Source organism: Mechercharimyces mesophilus, from assembly GCF_059818345.1.
In genome coordinates this window covers 166611-182517 of the sequence record NZ_JCBAPH010000007.1, presented here as the reverse complement: position 1 = coordinate 182517, position 15907 = coordinate 166611, and the positions used below count along the sequence as shown (strand labels likewise).

The following is a 15907-nucleotide window of genomic DNA, read 5'->3' as shown; positions in this document are numbered from 1 at the left end:
AATTTATGCTGGGGGGTAACCATGAGACGAGGTTTGATGCAACCACATGCAGGTCAGCCCACTTTGGTTTTTCAGAAAAAGATGCCGTGTCAAGATCCTTGTTATGTGTCGGAGGGAGAAGGAATACACTGCAGGTTTGTTCCAGAAGGAGTCTGGTTGATGTTCGACGGGTCTTTTCGGCTGATGTTGCGGCTGATAGATGTTCGTCATGACGTGATTCTAGAAGGGGAGGAACAGGTTGAGGAGATTCGCGAAGAAGCTTATAAGAAGGTTGTATATAGAGGTGCATGGAAAGGGATTGATGTGGTTTTTTCGAGTGAAGGAGGACAATTGAAGTATGATGTGATTGTTCACCCAGGGGCGAGTGCAACGGATATCTGCTTATCCTATGAAGGCGCACAAAGGATTTTTTCAGACGAAGAAGGCAACCTTTGCATCCAGATCCCTCAAGGAATGATCATAGAGAAAAAGCCGGTGAGCTTCCAATTTACTGAGAATGGTGATGAACAAAGAATCCTCACCCGATTTGATCTCTATGATGAAACCACCTTTGGTTTTGTGGTAGAGGAACATTACGACCATACACAGCCATTGGTGATTGATCCCATTGTTTTTTATTCCACATTCCTTGGCGGATCACAAGTTCAGCAAGGGAATGCAGTCGTAGTCGATGTGGATGGAAATGCTTACGTTTCAGGGGCTACCTCTTCCCCCGATTTTCCACGAACGACGGGTGCGTTTCAGACTATCTATGGTGGTGGAGGTGCGGATGCATTTGTAAGTAAATTTAATCGTACCGGAACGTCTTTAATTTATTCCACGTTTCTGGGAGGAAGTAGTGATGATGCATCCCTTAGTATGGCCATTGATTCTGCAAACCAGGTCGTGGTTGCGGGGGAAACCCTGTCTATTGATTTTCCTGTGACATCAGGAGCGTTTCAAACCCTTAATCCAGCTAGAAATTTTCCAATCCCTAATACTGGGGTAGTCACGAAGTTTAATGCTACAGGAACCTCTCTCATCTACTCGACTTACTTAGGTGGAAGCAATATTGGTGCCCTGTTAGGAGTGACAGTGGATGGTCTCAGTAATGCCTATGTTACGGGAACGACATTTGCACCTGACTTTCCGGTTACGTCAGGAGCGTTTCAAACGATGTTCTCACTCGCAGAGGCTACAGTGACCAAGTTCAATGCATCAGGAACATCCCTTGTCTATTCCACTTTCTTAGGAGGGTCTAGTCGAGATCAAGGATTTCAGGTCGCTTTGGATACCCTAAACCAAGCATATGTGACAGGATTTACAGAGTCGGATGATTTCCCTACGACCTCGGGAGCGTTTCAAACCATACTCCCCGCCAACAAGGGGGATGGAACGAGTTCATTTGTAACAAAGTTTAACGCAACAGGCACTTCATTAGTCTACTCCACCTATTTAACCGGCTCTGGCGAAGATTGTGGGCAAGCGATCACAGTGGATCAGCAAGGGATTGCGTACGTGGGAGGCACGACGGCTTCTCCTGACTTTCCGATTACACCCGGGGCTTTTCAGACAATGAAAAGAGGAGTAGGGGCAGAAACAATGGTCTTTATTACGAAATTAAATAAGATGGGGTCAGGACTTGTCTACTCCACTTACTTGGGTGGAACTGGATGTAATTTCCTCAGTTTCGGGAATACGAGTGGGCCTTCTAGTGCGATGATCGCCGTTCGAGATACAGGGGAGCTTTGGGTGGCAGGTGGAACAGATACGAGTGATTTCCCCGTAACATCTGATGCAATTCAGCGCAAAAATCAAACTGCGGGTTCTTTCAATGATGCTTTTATTACGGAATTTAATTTTTCTGGATCCGGTATTAATTTTTCTACCTACTTGGGTGGGGAGGGGGAAGATTCTGCAGTAGGGACTGCGCTTGATTCCATGGGAAATGCGTATGTGACAGGTGTTACGAATTCCACGAACTTCCCGGTTACTCCACAAACCTTTCAAAGTATGCGTGCGGGTAGTAGGGATGCTTTTCTGCTTAAATTGGGAACCCTCATTGGCCCCACTGGTCCTCTTGGACCAACAGGGGCGACAGGTCCAAGAGGACCGCGTGGAGCTCGTGGGGCACGCGGGAAAAGTGATGGAGGGGAAGGGAGATGAAGAAGGATTGAATGTACTTTTGTTGAGAATGCATGTGTTGTATGTCCTGTACACCATGCGGTAATTTGTTTCTTGGTTATATAGAGAAAACCGGCTTTGTCCAATGAGATGGACAAAGCCGGTTTGGTTATATTCCTAGGTGAGTGCGATGCTTATTCTCCTGCGTGGAAGTAGTAAGGGATACGAATGGTACGGCCAAACTTGGAGATGAGGGTGATATATCCTTGATAATCTTTACCTAGTTCCTTCTCAGCTCCGGAGACACTAACCGTGAAGGAAGATTCTTTGTTTCGTTTGACCCGCAATTGTTTCTTGTTGATCTCAATATCATCGGAGTCAGATTGGATGCGGTATTTTTGATTGAAACCGCTGGTATTGGAGATCGTTACTTTGATTTTACCTTCACCATCTTCTTCCACTTTACCAAAACTTAAGCTAGCCGGATTGGCAAGAGCAGTTGGGAGAAGAGCCTTCCCGACATTGATAATGCCACCGCCCACTTCGAGTGGTAGGGGATCGGTTTCTGGGTTGTAACCAGTGCCCACAAGTGCGGATTTAATGTCTTGCGGTGTCCAATCTGGATGAGCTTCCAAAAGGAGCGCAGCAGCACCTGCGACGTGAGGGGCAGACATGGAGGTTCCGTTATAGGAAGCCAGCCCACCACCGACGACACTGGAATAGACGTTGACACCAACAGCGGCTACATCTGGCTTCAAGGTATAATTGACAGTCGGGCCACGGGAAGAGAAATTGGCAATTTCACGGTCATTGTCTGAGAGGAATTCTTGCACATCCATCGGTTGGAGAGAAGCAGAACCAGAGCCCGATAGAATCCAGTCTCCGTCTCCGATTGTGACCATCACCATCGGAATCGTAACGTCCTCTTCCACGAACATCGCCGAAGGGTCGCCTTCTGCATTGGTGATTAAGATCACTCCAAGGGCACCCTGCTCCTGTGCGGCCAATGCTTTGGTGGTGAAGGTACAAGCGCCTCGCTGAATGACAGCAATCTTGCCACTCAGATCTTCACTGATTCCTTCGCAAGCCATGCCATCACCATCTGTGACGATCTGCAGTGGTCCTTCTATAGCTTCCGTTACTCCTCCACCTGGACCAGAACTTCCAACTGGAAGAGTGCGTGTTTCGCTGTTGATCGTGACATCGATAGAGGTACCGAAGAAGTGTTTATTGCTAACTGCAGCTACCGTAATCGCGTTATCTGCGATCCCTGGGGAACCAATGGTCATTGGACCAGGCCCACTGTTACCAGCGGAGAGGACCATGGTCATACCTGCTTCTGAGGCAGCATCCACGATTTCCACCAGTAAGTCAAACCCTGGCTCAGCAGGACCTCCCAGGCTCATATTGGCGACATCCATGCCATCGCGGACAGCTTGTTCGATCGCGGCGGCGATATGGATGCTTTCCGCAGAACAATCGGCACAAGGGAATACATTATAGTTACCGAGGTATGCTTTGGGAGCAACACCACTTAGCTTGCTCTTGGCAGCCCCTGATGGATCTTCATATCCCTTGATTCCGGCAATGGTTCCTGCAACGTGGGTACCATGACTGCCGATTGCTTCAGGGGTAACGTCTTCTTCTGGGCTGAAGACATGGGCAGAGATGACCTTATTGCTTGTGTAGTTGGTGTCGCCTTTCGGGAATCCTTCCGGCATCGGCAGGGATTCATCCGTTAGATAGGGGTGCGTTTGGTCAATCCCACTATCGATTACGGCTACCTTCATCCCCTCACCAAGGTACCCCGCTCGCCAAGCGACACCATCTTTAATGATGGAGTGACTTTTGTTCATGAGAGGGCGGTACTCGATGCTTTTGGCAACCCGAACCACACCGGGAGCTTCTTTTAGCTCCTCTAAATCGGCAGAATCAGCCTTAACAGCGACTCCATTGAGGGTGAGGGAGTATTCTTCTATTACTTTGGCTTTAGGAGTCTCTTTCTTTGCCCAATCTTTAAAGGAATCTCGTTTTTTTGCTAAGTATTTCTCGTAAGATTGAACTTCTTTCTTGGCGATATCGATCTGCTGGTCTTGCTCTACAGTTGTAGCGGCATAGCCTTTTACATTGCCTTCGTACTCTGCCACGGGCTCATCTTCTAATTCAATGAAGTAGTAGTCGCTTCCGCTTTTCTTTTCGACAAGGGAAGCCTCTTTTCCGCCTTCAATCGCGCTGGCTGGATAGGAAAAACCGGCAAGCGTGATGATCATGGCTAATAGAAAAATCGTTGTCTTTTTTACAGGACGTGAATGAATCATCAATTACCATCCCCCTCTTTTTATATTTGTTACAGGGTATAAATACGATAGTTGAAGTCAGAATTCCTGCTATATTTTGATTTATAATGGTTTTATTTTAATATAATTGAAATAATTACATCTTTATTGGGAGATGAGGATGGATAGCTAGTGTAGGATGAAACTCGTGAGCGCAAGACATCACATGCGATTCCTTCTAGCAAGAAAACGGGACCCCTTGCATCCACTAGACTACTTCAGACGAATGTCGACTCCATTGCCTTTACTCGAATTCCATTGATGCATAGAAATGCCTGCACCGCCACTTTGCTGACTAAGAGTAAGTTTTATATTTTTTTGGGCATGAAATGTTTGGATCTCAATGGTGGCAGTTTCGCCAGGATATAATGAGCAAGATGTCGCTTCCTTACCTTGAATCAGTAGCGGCATGTTTTGTTCTGATTCTTGGTCAGAAGCAAAAAGAGAAATGGTTTTAGTTTCTGAATCATGTGTATTGACGAGCCGAATATGGATGGCTTCGTGGTTAGGGTCTGCTTGTAAGAGACAACTACTTGTTGAAGTTGATTTTTCCAAGTTACTCACCTCATGATTGTTTATTTTGATTTCTTAAGAGGTCATATAGAAACTGACGTTGACTTTTCTCTTCCTCAATTAAGGAAGTAAGGAGCTCCTCAATACTGTCGTCGATTGTACAATGAGGGTCACATTTTTTGCTAGAGAAAAACTTATTAATAATCGATCCGCCTTTTTCGTTTGTTCTACTACTTTTGTTTGACGATAGTAACTTTGAGATTAATAAGAGAAGGCCAACGCTCAATGTATGATCTGGGACATTGACTAGTGTATTGGTTCCGACGGTAAAGGAGTTGGTATTACCATGAGAGATAGTATTAGCTGAATTGTTGGCAGAACTCGCATTTCCAAAGGCATGATTACTCATACTGCTTTTATGATCGAATGAGTTATTGGATTGACTATCATTATCAGCACAGTTTTCAGCAGAACTCTCACTTTTCATACTGTTATTTGCATCACTCTGATTGTTATTGGCGGATTCATTAAGGGCATTGCTATCACCGTTGCAACTTTTAAGGTCACCGTTATTGGCAGCACTATCGTTACTAATTTGCGTATCGTTAGTCGCATCACTTGTCGTATCGGAAGTATTATGTGCGCCACTCTCACTTGTGGATACATTGGCATCGGTTTTGGGAGAAACATTGGAAATGTTGTGGACATCAGTACCACTCGAAGCTCCACTGGAGGTGTCTGTATCCGCTTGAACTCCACTTGAAGTATCTGCAGTGCTATGAGCCCCACTTCCACTGGTCGTATTGCCCGTTTCGGTTTTAGGCGAGACATTAGAGATATTGTCTACATCTGAGCCACTCTTGGCTTCGCTCGTGGTAGTGGGGTTATTCAATAATTCCGATTCAGTTTTAGGATTACTGGCGGAATGGTTAATAGGATTGGAGAGAGAGGAGCTGTTGGTATCCGATTTGGTAGATGCCCCACTGGTGCTATTGCTATCGGCAAGATTAAGGGACTGGGATTGGCTATCGGTGTCGGAGTGGGAGAGTGCATCGCTTAGAGCATCGGATTGATTGTCTGCTTTGGACTGGCTGTCTGGATTGGAATGGGTTGTGGCGCCACTGGTGCTATTGCTATCGGCAAGGTTAAGGGATTGGGATTGACTATCGGTGTCGGAGTGGGAGAGTGCATCACTCAGAGCGTCCGATTGATTGTCTGCTTTGGACTGGCTGTCTGGATTGGAGTGTGTGGTGGCTCCACTGGTGCTATCGCTATCGGCAAGGTTAAGGGATTGGGATTGGCTATCGGTGTCGGATTGGGAGAGTGCATCGCTTAGAGCATCGGATTGATTATCTGCTTTGGACCGGCTGTCTGGATTGGAATGGGTTGTGGCGCCGCTGTTACTGTTGCTATCGGATTTATTGAGTGAGTTGGAATGACTATCGGTCTCTGCTTGGGAAAGTGAACCACTCGTTGCATCGGAGGGGTTGTTGGACATGGACTGGCTCTTGGTATCGGAGTGAGTATCTGCTCCGCTTGTGCTATTACTATCGGAGCGATTGAGGGAGTTAGAAGGGTTCTCGGTCTTGGAGTGTGAGAGTGAACCACTCGTTGCATCGGTTTGATTGTGGGCGGAAGAGTCACTGTCGGTGTCTGGTTGATTGAAGGACTGACTGGAGGCATTAGAATTGTTGCTTGCTTTGGATTCTGTATCCGTTACGGGTTCATTGTTTGCTTTACTCGTTGCTTTGATATCGTTATCTACATCGGTTTCATTATCTGTAGTAATCGTGGTGGGATTATTATTCGAAGTAGATACCTTGTTGTTATTGTCTATATCTGTGTTAATATCATTGATTTGTTTTTTCACATTGGTGATCTTCTTTTTAGAGGGAGGGCACTTTCTTCGGGGATGTTTCTTTTTCCGACAAAGTTTCTTTTTCCCCTCTAAGGTCAGATTGCACTCAACACATATAAGCACCCACTTATCCCCGCGGCGGTGTTTTTTGTACTTACAGCGGTGCTTTTTTGTATACGGCACTTTCCATTTTCCCATATCTTTTTCACCACCTTGCTGTTTACCATACCATGTTATTGTAGTTGTTCACCCGATGATATGGATAGTTGTCTATTAAAGGGGATATCACCCAAAAGTTCATCATTTGCCTATTAGGTAGTCGCAAAATATGGTTGAGGCATTCGCCGTCTCTCTTTTTTACAGGTTGAATAGGATAATCAAGATTAGAGAAAGGAGGTAAGAGCATGTCCACCATTATTAACAGTGGGATTTTTGATGATGGTGTTTTTGGGAAGCGCTCTTTTAAAGGTTGTGGTAGTTGTGGATGTCATCCCTGCCAATGTAGTAAATCGAGTAAGTGTGGGACAACATCCACCACCTTTTGTGATATCTTGGTCGCTTTTCAAACGACCGGAACGGAGGTGACGGTCATTGGGAATGGTGGGACGACCTATACAGGAACCATAACGACGGTTGGCTGTGATTTCTTTACATTGGATCTGACATCTAACGGGACGGTCACGATTCCCTTTACTGGAGTGGAGTCAATTACCTCGGCCTAGGGGTCTTTCTTATAAGAGACGGAGGAAGGGAAGAGGGACTCTTATCAATCAAATATCCTGTCTCCTTCTTCCCCAATCCTCTCATGACATCATTTGCCCGTTTCTATAAATGAGAAATGACAACCGTTATCTTCGATTCAGCTCATTCTTAACAGCAAACAGAGCGGCCTGGGTACGATCTTCTAAATCTAGTTTTGCTAAGAGATTGCTTACGTGGGTTTTCACGGTCTTCACCCCGATATAAAGTTCCTCTGCGATCTGTTGATTAGTTTTGGCCTCGCCTAAGAGCACGAGGACCTCCCGTTCTCGTGGTGTGAGTAAGGTTAATTTTTGGGCATGTCGTTGGGCTTTACGTTGCATACGGTTCATCAATTTGCTGGCTACTTGTGGATCAATTCGTGCCTCTCCAGTGACTGCGGCCTCGATCGCTTCCACGATTTCATTTGCCGTTGCAGTTTTCAAGAGATAACTAAAGGCACCAGCTTCGATGACGGAAAAAAGTTTATCATCGTGTAGATAGCTCGTAAGGATAATGATCTTGCTTTTGGGGGAACGAGCCAAAATCTCTTTGGTTGTTTCGATTCCATCCATCTGTGGCATCACGAGGTCAAGTAAGACGATATCTGGTTTCTCTCGCTCGACGATGGGCAGTGCCTCTCGTCCATTGGTAGCCTCTCCGACCACCTCGATTTTCTCTTCTGTTGTGAGATAGGTGACCAATCCAAAGCGGACCATCTCATGATCATCCACCACAACAACTTTAATCGGCATCACTTTCTACCCCTTCCATCCCATCGGTATACGTACTTCTAGGCGCGTTCCTCTTCCTTTGAGTGAGAGTACAGATAGCGTTCCTCCCAGTTCTTGTGCACGCTCTTTCATGGAGATTAATCCAAAAGAGGTCGCTTTCTTTTCTTTCTCTGAAAAGCCAATCCCGTCATCTTGTACGGAAAATAGAATCATACCTTCTGTCTGTTTTCCTTGAATAGAGACAGAAGTGGCCTCACTATGGCGAAAAACATTGGACATCGCTTCCTGAAAAATATAAAAGAGTTGTTGCTCGATCCCTTTTGGGATGTTTGCACAATCTTCTACCTCGTGTGTAATCGTTATTTTGGTTTTATGCACCCATTCACTTACGAATTGGTTGATCCCAGCAGGTAGGCCCTCTTCTGATAGCAAAATGGGACGTAGATGAAGGAGCAATGCCCGCATTTGAGATTGAGCTAAGGTTGCCAACTGGTCAAGCTTCTGTAAGAGCTTTTGGTTCTGTTCTTTCCACCCTTGCTGGGCCGTCTGTTTGAGGAGGGCGGAGGAGGTCATGGTGATGGCAAATAACTGTTGACTCACGGAGTCGTGGAGGTCGCGTGCTAAGCGGTTTCGCTCCTCTGAAACAGCCGTTTGTTTGGCTTCGTCTATTAGTTGCTGATTCTCTTGGATCAGTTTTTGTAAAGTGGATACCTGTTTCTCTAATCGTTCTGCTACCTGGTTCCACTGAATAGCCAACTCAGCCAATTCATCATTCCCTATAATCGGGATGCGGTGAGATAGGTGTCCGTGAGCCAGTAGAAAGGCTCCTTCTTGCAGAGAACGCAGTTTTCTTTTTAAACGGTGTCTTACATAATAACCAAAGAGGATGCCAGTAGTAAGCAAAAGCGAAAGAAGGATGAGAAAGTTGATAACGGTAGCGCTGTAATAGAGAAAAAAAAGGACAACAATACATGTAGTTAATAAGCTATTGAGTAAAAAAGCAAAGAGCCACTTCCATTGCAGACTGCGAAAAAGGTGAATATTCATCATCATCTTCCTCCCTTCTATACCTTTAATACACGGACTTCACCAACACCGAGGGAGATGTTTAGGACGATACGCTTTCTTGCCTCGTGAAATCCATCTGTTTGAAGAGTTACCTGTTTGGATAGTCCATCTTGAACGGTGCCAATGACGGTCATACTTCCTGCCGTGATCGAACTCGTAATGTCTGCGGGTAAATCAGAAGGAAGATAGAGGTTGATTTCTCCGACCCAGCCCCGCACGTGTAGAGTAATTTCTTTATCTGGAATAATGGCTTGTGTTAAATTGATGGACATCTCACCGATGCCTAATTCAAATGACTCATGATCACTCAATTCAAATGGATGGTCCCCAATACGTGTTTCCCCGACCCAGGAGAAGTTTCTCTTATTGTATTGGTACTTAGAGGCATATTCATCGGCTTCATTCTTCCATCTCCGTTTACGAGTAGAGAGGAAGCCTTCTGCTGTTAGCACTTGGATTCCAATATATATAATGATAAGAGGCCAGAACCAACTCCAGAAATTATTGATAACCACATAGGGAAGATCCAGATTAGAGAGAAGAAAATTGGTTCCTAGAAGAAGAAAGATCAATCCAATAAAAAAAGAGGGAGAACGAACAGCATGAGAAAATTTATGCTTTCGTATGGAAGAGGTTAACAATCTCAGTCCATACAATAGGAGTAAAACGGGCCAAAAAGTGCTGATGATAAACGTAAATAGGTCAACAAAGTCAAAGGTAATAAGATCAAGGTTATATAGCAATGTGATGATTCCGAATAAGATGAGAAAGATGGCGAAAATAATACGCCCATTCATTTTTGAAAACATGCGATCGCATCCTTACCTAATATAATCTATCCTTATCGTACTGGAAAGTGACGAAAATGGCTATCGGAGCGAAGACTGTTTTTCCTCCGTCTTTAGATGGAGAGCAAGGGCGAAGAGAATCTAGTTGAGGAAAATTTATGTAATTTTCTATCATATGAAAGTTTATTTCCCTATATGAAAAAATATCCTTGAAGATAGGGTTAAAAGCTCATCCTAAGAGTGGTTGGAAGATGGGCCAGCGGTTCTCCTTGAGAAACCCCGAGCCGTGGATCAGGCAGCGATAGGAGGAGTCACCTCCCATCAATCACGCTCCGAAAGAACCTGATGCTCCCATGTTGAATACGTTCATCTGGGGCGTGTGGCGCAAATGATGGTGTTTTTATGAAGAAGATTCCTAGACTGTACTAACAATTATTTGTAAATATTAATATTCAGAAAAATAGTAGACAAAAGAGTGGAGAGTGTTTTATATTATGGATAAGGGATGATTATTAACAGCATTATTCCCTTTCATTACAAAATTAGTATAAGCGAGGTGAAGACAATGTTCGAAATCATCGAGGAGAAAGTAGAGATGAACAATGAAGTGAACGAAAACTTCATTGTTTCCAGTAGCTGTAGCTCTCTTGAATTGGACGTAGACGAAGAATAGTAGAAATGAAGGGAATAGCCAAGGTCGCCCAGTTACCTTGGCTATTCCCCTATCTATAAGGGAGAGAATGGTAGATGGCCTTCTATCTTACCTGTTCAGATTTAAGTACGAGCCGCATCAGTGAAGAAGCATTCCAGATTAAGATCTCCACAGCGCAGTGGACGGTTCGATTGGACCCACTGATGGAAGAAGTATTTACAAAACTCCTTCCTAAGTTTCAGTTAGGTGCCAAGCGAGACGATGTGCTAAATGAAGAGGAAAAACATAAATTACATAATATTGAAGATCAATTAAAAAACATGAATATCTTATTTGCTATCAATGAGGAGACGGCACAAAAGATTCGTAGTGTGGAGGATTGTCAACTATTTACGTATATTGCACGCCGGAAAAAACATCCGGAAGAGCATTTTCTTCGTTTGAAAAGTCAAACCCTCTTTATAGCAGGAGATCCTTTCCTTACTCTGCAACTTTCTTCACCTATTAAGAAGTTGGGGTGGAGAGTGAGTGAAGGCGATTCTTTACATACTCTAACGGAAGATTTGGAGAATGGAATCGTCATGGTGGTGCTCCCGCAGGAGCAGGCACATCAGGAGTTGTTGGAACGGAATAGAGAATATCATAGGAAGGGCATTCGCTGGCTTCCTTTGCTGTTTACTCCAACACAGGTGGAGTTAGGTCCTTGGATTTGGCCCTCCTATACCGCATGTTGGCAGTGTCCATTAGAAGGAAGTGATCAGACTATACTCGCAAGTGAACGTAGTGGAGTGGCAGTAGAAGGTCCTTCGTTTACACAAGGATTCGAGACTTCCTCGCTCCCCTCTTCCTCTGAGCATACTCCAGCGTCAGACTCGCACTATATGCTAGGTTGGCCGTCCTTGCAACCTTCTTATCTTAGCGGGGTGATGGCTCACTTCTCGCATGTTTGGACAGAGACCGTTTTACGAACAGGTGAGCAAACACCATGGGGGAAAAAAGTCCGAATTCGATGTGAGTCGTTCCTCCAACAGCACCATAAAGTATGGAAAAACACGCGCTGTTCTTGTTGCTCGCCTGTCCCTGTGCGATCGGCCCGCTGGGCGGAGGTTTGCGAATGAAACAAACAGTTTTTCCCTCATTGGACAAGCTGGTTGCAAGCGAATTTATTCAACTACAGGCGTTTCCCACTGTTGCTTATTTGCCCCTCCACATCTATCTAGGAAAACCAGCAAATAATCCATCTGCGCCCTACCAACTAGGAGTGGGTCGTTCCTATGAAGTGGCGAGCACAAGGTGCATCGAAAAGGTTTTGGCTCATATCTTTGCTTCATTGTATCAAGTCAAACAGCAGGGATTTGGTTTGGGATATACCGAATGGGAAGCGATGACTCTAGCATATCAAGATGCGATGCGCAGAAAAGGGTTTTCCTCAGACAGGGGGGAACGACTTGAGATCGTGTCTTGGAAAGAAAGTTATCCTGAACTTCGCTCTTTGTGCGACTCCATCGACAATTTAGGGGGGGAAATAACATTATATGTAGAGAAACCGCCTAACTCCGTCGCCGTGATCGGAGCTGTTGTCCACATTGAGAAGCTATCCTATCGATTTGGAGCCGTCGCAACAGGGACTCATCTGAGAGAAGCAGTGATGGAAGCAGTAGAGAATGCTGTTGCCAAAATTATTCTTTACACACATTGGGAAGGGCGAAAAACTTCCTCCCCCGCTCCCTGGTTGCTTACCAAACAGCAGGAGAGTGTCAGCGCTTCTGGTGTACTTTCTTATCTTTCTCTTATGGAGCGTGAAAGAGAGAATGAGATGAAACAGGAATCGATGAGGTCATCCCTAACAGACCCTCCTGCTGTACTTCGATTAGATGATGTATTGCCGGATGCTCCTCCTCTCTATGTTTGCCAATACGAAGAAGAAGAAGGGAGGGAGAAATCAAATCATTTTTGGATGATGCCGGAGGTGGGCAGTGACTTTGCCTACAAATCCATCATGCCAAGTGGCAAGGAGCATACGCTTCTCTCCGAACAGTATCATGAAAACTCGAAAATCCACCCCATTCAACAAGTGGAAGATTTTATTTTTTCTCCGCATGCGATTACGAATGAAATGGAACAAGTGATGAAAGCACCTTACAAGGATTATCGTTATGCTAGGCACATCTATCCGCTAGAAGATGTGAAGATGGATCGCACACAGGATGTGGAAACGTCGATCCTCAACCGTCGGAGTAGTGCTCGCATGCAGGTGGCTTCTCTCTCCTATCGTCAACTCTCTCATCTACTCTATTACTCGTACGGCGTTACAGGAAAGCAGACCAATAAGAAGAGTGGCGTAGAAATTCCGCTAAGAGCGGCACCTTCGGGAGGTGCGCTTTACCCTATTGACTTGTACTTGCTCATTGAGCGGGTAGAGGGTATCATCCCTGGACTTTATTACTATCATCCCCTCTTGCATGAGTTGCAGTTGGTGAGTGAAAAGGTGCGAGCTAGGGAAGTAAAAGCCTTTATTAACCACCCGAAGCGGGTAGAAGAAGCGGCCATTACCATTTTGTTTTCTGGTAACTTCAAACGAAATCAATGGAAGTACCGCGAACGGGGCTATCGAATTTTGATGTTGGATTGTGGACATCTTGGACAAAATCTATTGCTTCTATCTACTAGCTTAGGATTGGTCGGACATGGATTGATGGGGTTTGTTGACGATGCGTTGAATGAACGGCTCTACTTAAACGGGATAGATGAGTCTGTTTTATATGTGATGTGTATTGGTCCGAAACAGGAAAAAGCTCAGAAAGGGAGTTGACGGCATGGAGGTAGAGGAGAAAAATCGGTCGCATCCGATGCTTCCTCAATTACGTTCGGATATCCGGGTTTATGCAGCGGGAGAGGGAGTCGGATATATCGAGACCAGAACAGGAATTCTCAAGGTGAAGAGCCCTTATATTGAGGCATTTGTGCAAGAGATTGTGCCACAGTTAACAGGACAGAAAACAGTGACGGAATTACAAATAGGAACGCAAATTCCGCTAGAAGTGGTGGAGGAGATGATCCAATCACTTGCACAAGCAGACTTATTGGCATCCTCTGCTGTAGAAACGGTTACGAAACAGGCGATTCCCTGTGTGGTTGTGGGGAAAGGAAAACTAGCCACCTCTATCTATCAGAAATTAAAAAAAGATGAGCAGCCGCTACTCTCTTTTGTGGAGGTAGAACAGGACCTGCCATTGGACGATCTCATAGAGAGAGAAGAAGAACAACTCGTCGTTGTCGCTTTTGATTCCGCACTTGATCCTACTTACAAAAGCGTGAACGAGTGGGTTATTCAGCGAAAAAAACAAGCTCTCTTTGTCAGTATGGACAACCATCGCCAAGCTTGGATCGGTCCCTTACGAGATCCTGATCGAGGGGGAGCTTGTTATCAATGTTTGCGTCTCCGCTTGGAGATGAATGATGAACAGGGAAAGCTTTTGCATGAATTTGCTTCCTATTTGCAACGTGAACAAGAAATCCCTCTGGTACAGATTCCTGATGTGGAAGAGCTAGATGTCATGGTGAGCTTGGTTCGTTTCATGATAAAGCAAAGGACGGATGGATGGGAGCAAACAGCTGAGAGTGCGAACCGGGTCCTCCGTTTTAATGGGGAAAAGAAGAGTACGTATTGGCACACCCTTCTGCCTGTTCCCAAGTGTGAAGCGTGCTACACTGAGCAGAAGGCAGAAGGGGAGGAGAAGGAGCAGAAAAGCCAACTGTTACAAGCAGTAGATGCACACACCGGAATCGTCAATCGCTACACAGAAGTTTCGCTTTCGGAGGACGATCCAGCAATCTATAGCTATGCCAGCGCCACCCCCGACCTCTCTATGATTAAGAGCGATTTACCGATGTATCGGCATAGTGGAGCCGGTTATACACGCCAACAAGCGATTAATTCCGCTGTAGGTGAGACCCTGGAACGGTATGCGAGCAGTATCTATGAAGCGCAGGAGCTCCCTTTACTTCCTTATAACCAGATGGAGAAGGCGGTTCATCCGGAGCAATTTCAACTCTTTTCGCCGGAACAGTATCAGGCATCGGGGTTTCCTTTTCAGCCATTTACTGAATCCACACCGGTGTGCTGGAGCAAAGGGTTTTCTATTGGAGAGTACCGTGAAGCTTGGGTGCCTGCATCATTGGTTTATCTCCCTTATCGGAGGCAGAAAGGGGAGGCTCTGATTACACTCTCCCTCTCCACTGGGCTGGCGGCCGGTCCATCACTGGAGGACGCGATTCTGACGGGATTGTATGAAGTGATGGAGCGGGATGCGCTTTCGCTCTCGTGGTTGACCAAGTTGCCCCCGCGTCAAGTCCCTGAGGAGAGGTTGGCAAACCTTTCTCTCGAACGGCTCGGTCTACGCAACGAGCGGACAACCCCTTTTCTATTTGATATAAGCTTGGATCTGCCTTTTCCCATCTTTCTGGCGATGATTGAGCGGGAGGAGGAGAAGAAGATTCTTCACTTTGGTTCGGCGGCTAGAACCGATCCAGAGTCAGCCATGAAAAAAGCGCTACTGGAAGCAGCCCAGTGTATTCCGTATATTCGGGGACTAGTAAGAAATGAAAAGCAGGAGGAAGAGAAAGGTTTCACTTGGGTGGATACTTTTCAAAAACATGCTCTTTACTACAACCTGCGGATGGATCTGCGTACACCGTGTCATTACTTACTCTCCTCATCATGGAGGGAAGAGCTTGCCAGGCGTCCGCTAGCAACTTGGAATCAAACCACTTTCCAATCAAAATCGATGGAGCCGAAGGCGGAGATTAGGCAGGTGGTGAAAGCTTTGAAAGAGGAAGGGTATGAGGCGATTGCCGTCGACCTGACAACACCGGATCTCAGACAAATTGGCATTCACGTGGTACGTGTATTGATTCCAGGCTTTAATCCTCTTTCTGGTAACCACGCCTACCGCTTTCTAGGAGAAAAGAGAAGGGCTCATTTAGAGCGAAAATGGAACCAACCCTTGCCAGTGATGAACGAGTATCCGCATCCCTTTCCCTAAACGAAGGGGATCGGATGGAGACAAACTTGCTTGGTTTATATAAAAAATGAAAGAGAAGGGGTTGACTTGCAG

Annotated in this window: 11 protein-coding genes; 5 read left to right on the top strand and 6 right to left on the bottom strand. The window is 45.6% G+C overall.

The genetic code is table 11. From position 1 onward, the window contains the following. The first annotated feature begins 21 nt into the window (after positions 1 to 21). Entirely contained in the window at positions 22 to 2145 is a 2124-nt protein-coding gene (locus AC6RGY_RS15790) for a DUF7948 domain-containing protein (protein WP_499864647.1), read from the top strand. A 152-nt stretch (positions 2146 to 2297) separates the two neighbouring features. Here the strand turns inward: AC6RGY_RS15790 and AC6RGY_RS15785 are convergent, their stop codons facing one another. The 3 genes from AC6RGY_RS15785 to AC6RGY_RS15775 all read right to left on the bottom strand — a co-directional run bounded on the left by AC6RGY_RS15785 (position 2298) and on the right by AC6RGY_RS15775 (position 6822). Then, positions 2298 to 4421: a S8 family serine peptidase gene (locus tag AC6RGY_RS15785; protein WP_499864645.1), complete on the bottom strand. Its 2124-nt coding sequence runs from the start codon at positions 4419 to 4421 to the stop codon at positions 2298 to 2300. A gap of 231 nt (positions 4422 to 4652) precedes the next feature. Then, positions 4653 to 4994 (bottom strand): hypothetical protein, encoded by a 342-nt coding sequence (locus AC6RGY_RS15780; RefSeq protein ID WP_499864643.1) that lies wholly within the window; start codon positions 4992 to 4994, stop codon positions 4653 to 4655. A 10-nt stretch (positions 4995 to 5004) separates the two neighbouring features. Further along, positions 5005 to 6822: a hypothetical protein gene (locus tag AC6RGY_RS15775; protein ID WP_499864640.1), complete on the bottom strand. Its 1818-nt coding sequence runs from the start codon at positions 6820 to 6822 to the stop codon at positions 5005 to 5007. 392 nt (positions 6823 to 7214) lie between these two features. Here AC6RGY_RS15775 and AC6RGY_RS15770 point away from each other — a divergent pair, with 392 nt between their 5' ends. Continuing rightward, positions 7215 to 7532 (top strand): hypothetical protein, encoded by a 318-nt coding sequence (locus AC6RGY_RS15770; protein WP_499864638.1) that lies wholly within the window; start codon positions 7215 to 7217, stop codon positions 7530 to 7532. Between the two features lie 126 nt (positions 7533 to 7658). Here the strand turns inward: AC6RGY_RS15770 and AC6RGY_RS15765 are convergent, their stop codons facing one another. Genes AC6RGY_RS15765 through liaF form a run of 3 tightly spaced genes read right to left on the bottom strand, consistent with a single transcriptional unit; the run spans position 7659 to position 10159 of the window. Then, on the bottom strand, positions 7659 to 8303 hold the full coding sequence (locus AC6RGY_RS15765) for a response regulator (protein ID WP_499864635.1): 645 nt from the start codon (positions 8301 to 8303) through the stop codon (positions 7659 to 7661). Between the two features lie 6 nt (positions 8304 to 8309). After that, the gene (locus AC6RGY_RS15760; RefSeq protein WP_499864633.1) at positions 8310 to 9329 is read right to left on the bottom strand and encodes a sensor histidine kinase; all 1020 of its coding nucleotides are present in this window, start codon (positions 9327 to 9329) and stop codon (positions 8310 to 8312) included. A gap of 17 nt (positions 9330 to 9346) precedes the next feature. Beyond that, positions 9347 to 10159 (bottom strand): cell wall-active antibiotics response protein LiaF, encoded by an 813-nt coding sequence (liaF, locus tag AC6RGY_RS15755; RefSeq protein ID WP_499864631.1) that lies wholly within the window; start codon positions 10157 to 10159, stop codon positions 9347 to 9349. Positions 10160 to 10885: 726 nt separating this feature from the next. Between liaF and AC6RGY_RS15750 the strand changes: the two genes are divergently transcribed. From AC6RGY_RS15750 to AC6RGY_RS15740, 3 genes are read left to right on the top strand one after another with little or no spacing between them, the layout of a single operon-like run. Next, on the top strand, positions 10886 to 11908 hold the full coding sequence (locus tag AC6RGY_RS15750; protein ID WP_499864629.1) for a hypothetical protein: 1023 nt from the start codon (positions 10886 to 10888) through the stop codon (positions 11906 to 11908). Then, positions 11905 to 13602, top strand: coding sequence for a SagB/ThcOx family dehydrogenase (locus AC6RGY_RS15745; protein ID WP_499864627.1), 1698 nt, complete (start codon positions 11905 to 11907; stop codon positions 13600 to 13602). The genes AC6RGY_RS15750 and AC6RGY_RS15745 overlap by 4 nt, the downstream gene beginning before the upstream one ends. A 4-nt stretch (positions 13603 to 13606) precedes the next feature. After that, positions 13607 to 15835 (top strand): TOMM precursor leader peptide-binding protein, encoded by a 2229-nt coding sequence (locus tag AC6RGY_RS15740; RefSeq protein WP_499864625.1) that lies wholly within the window; start codon positions 13607 to 13609, stop codon positions 15833 to 15835. Positions 15836 to 15907 lie beyond the last annotated feature (72 nt).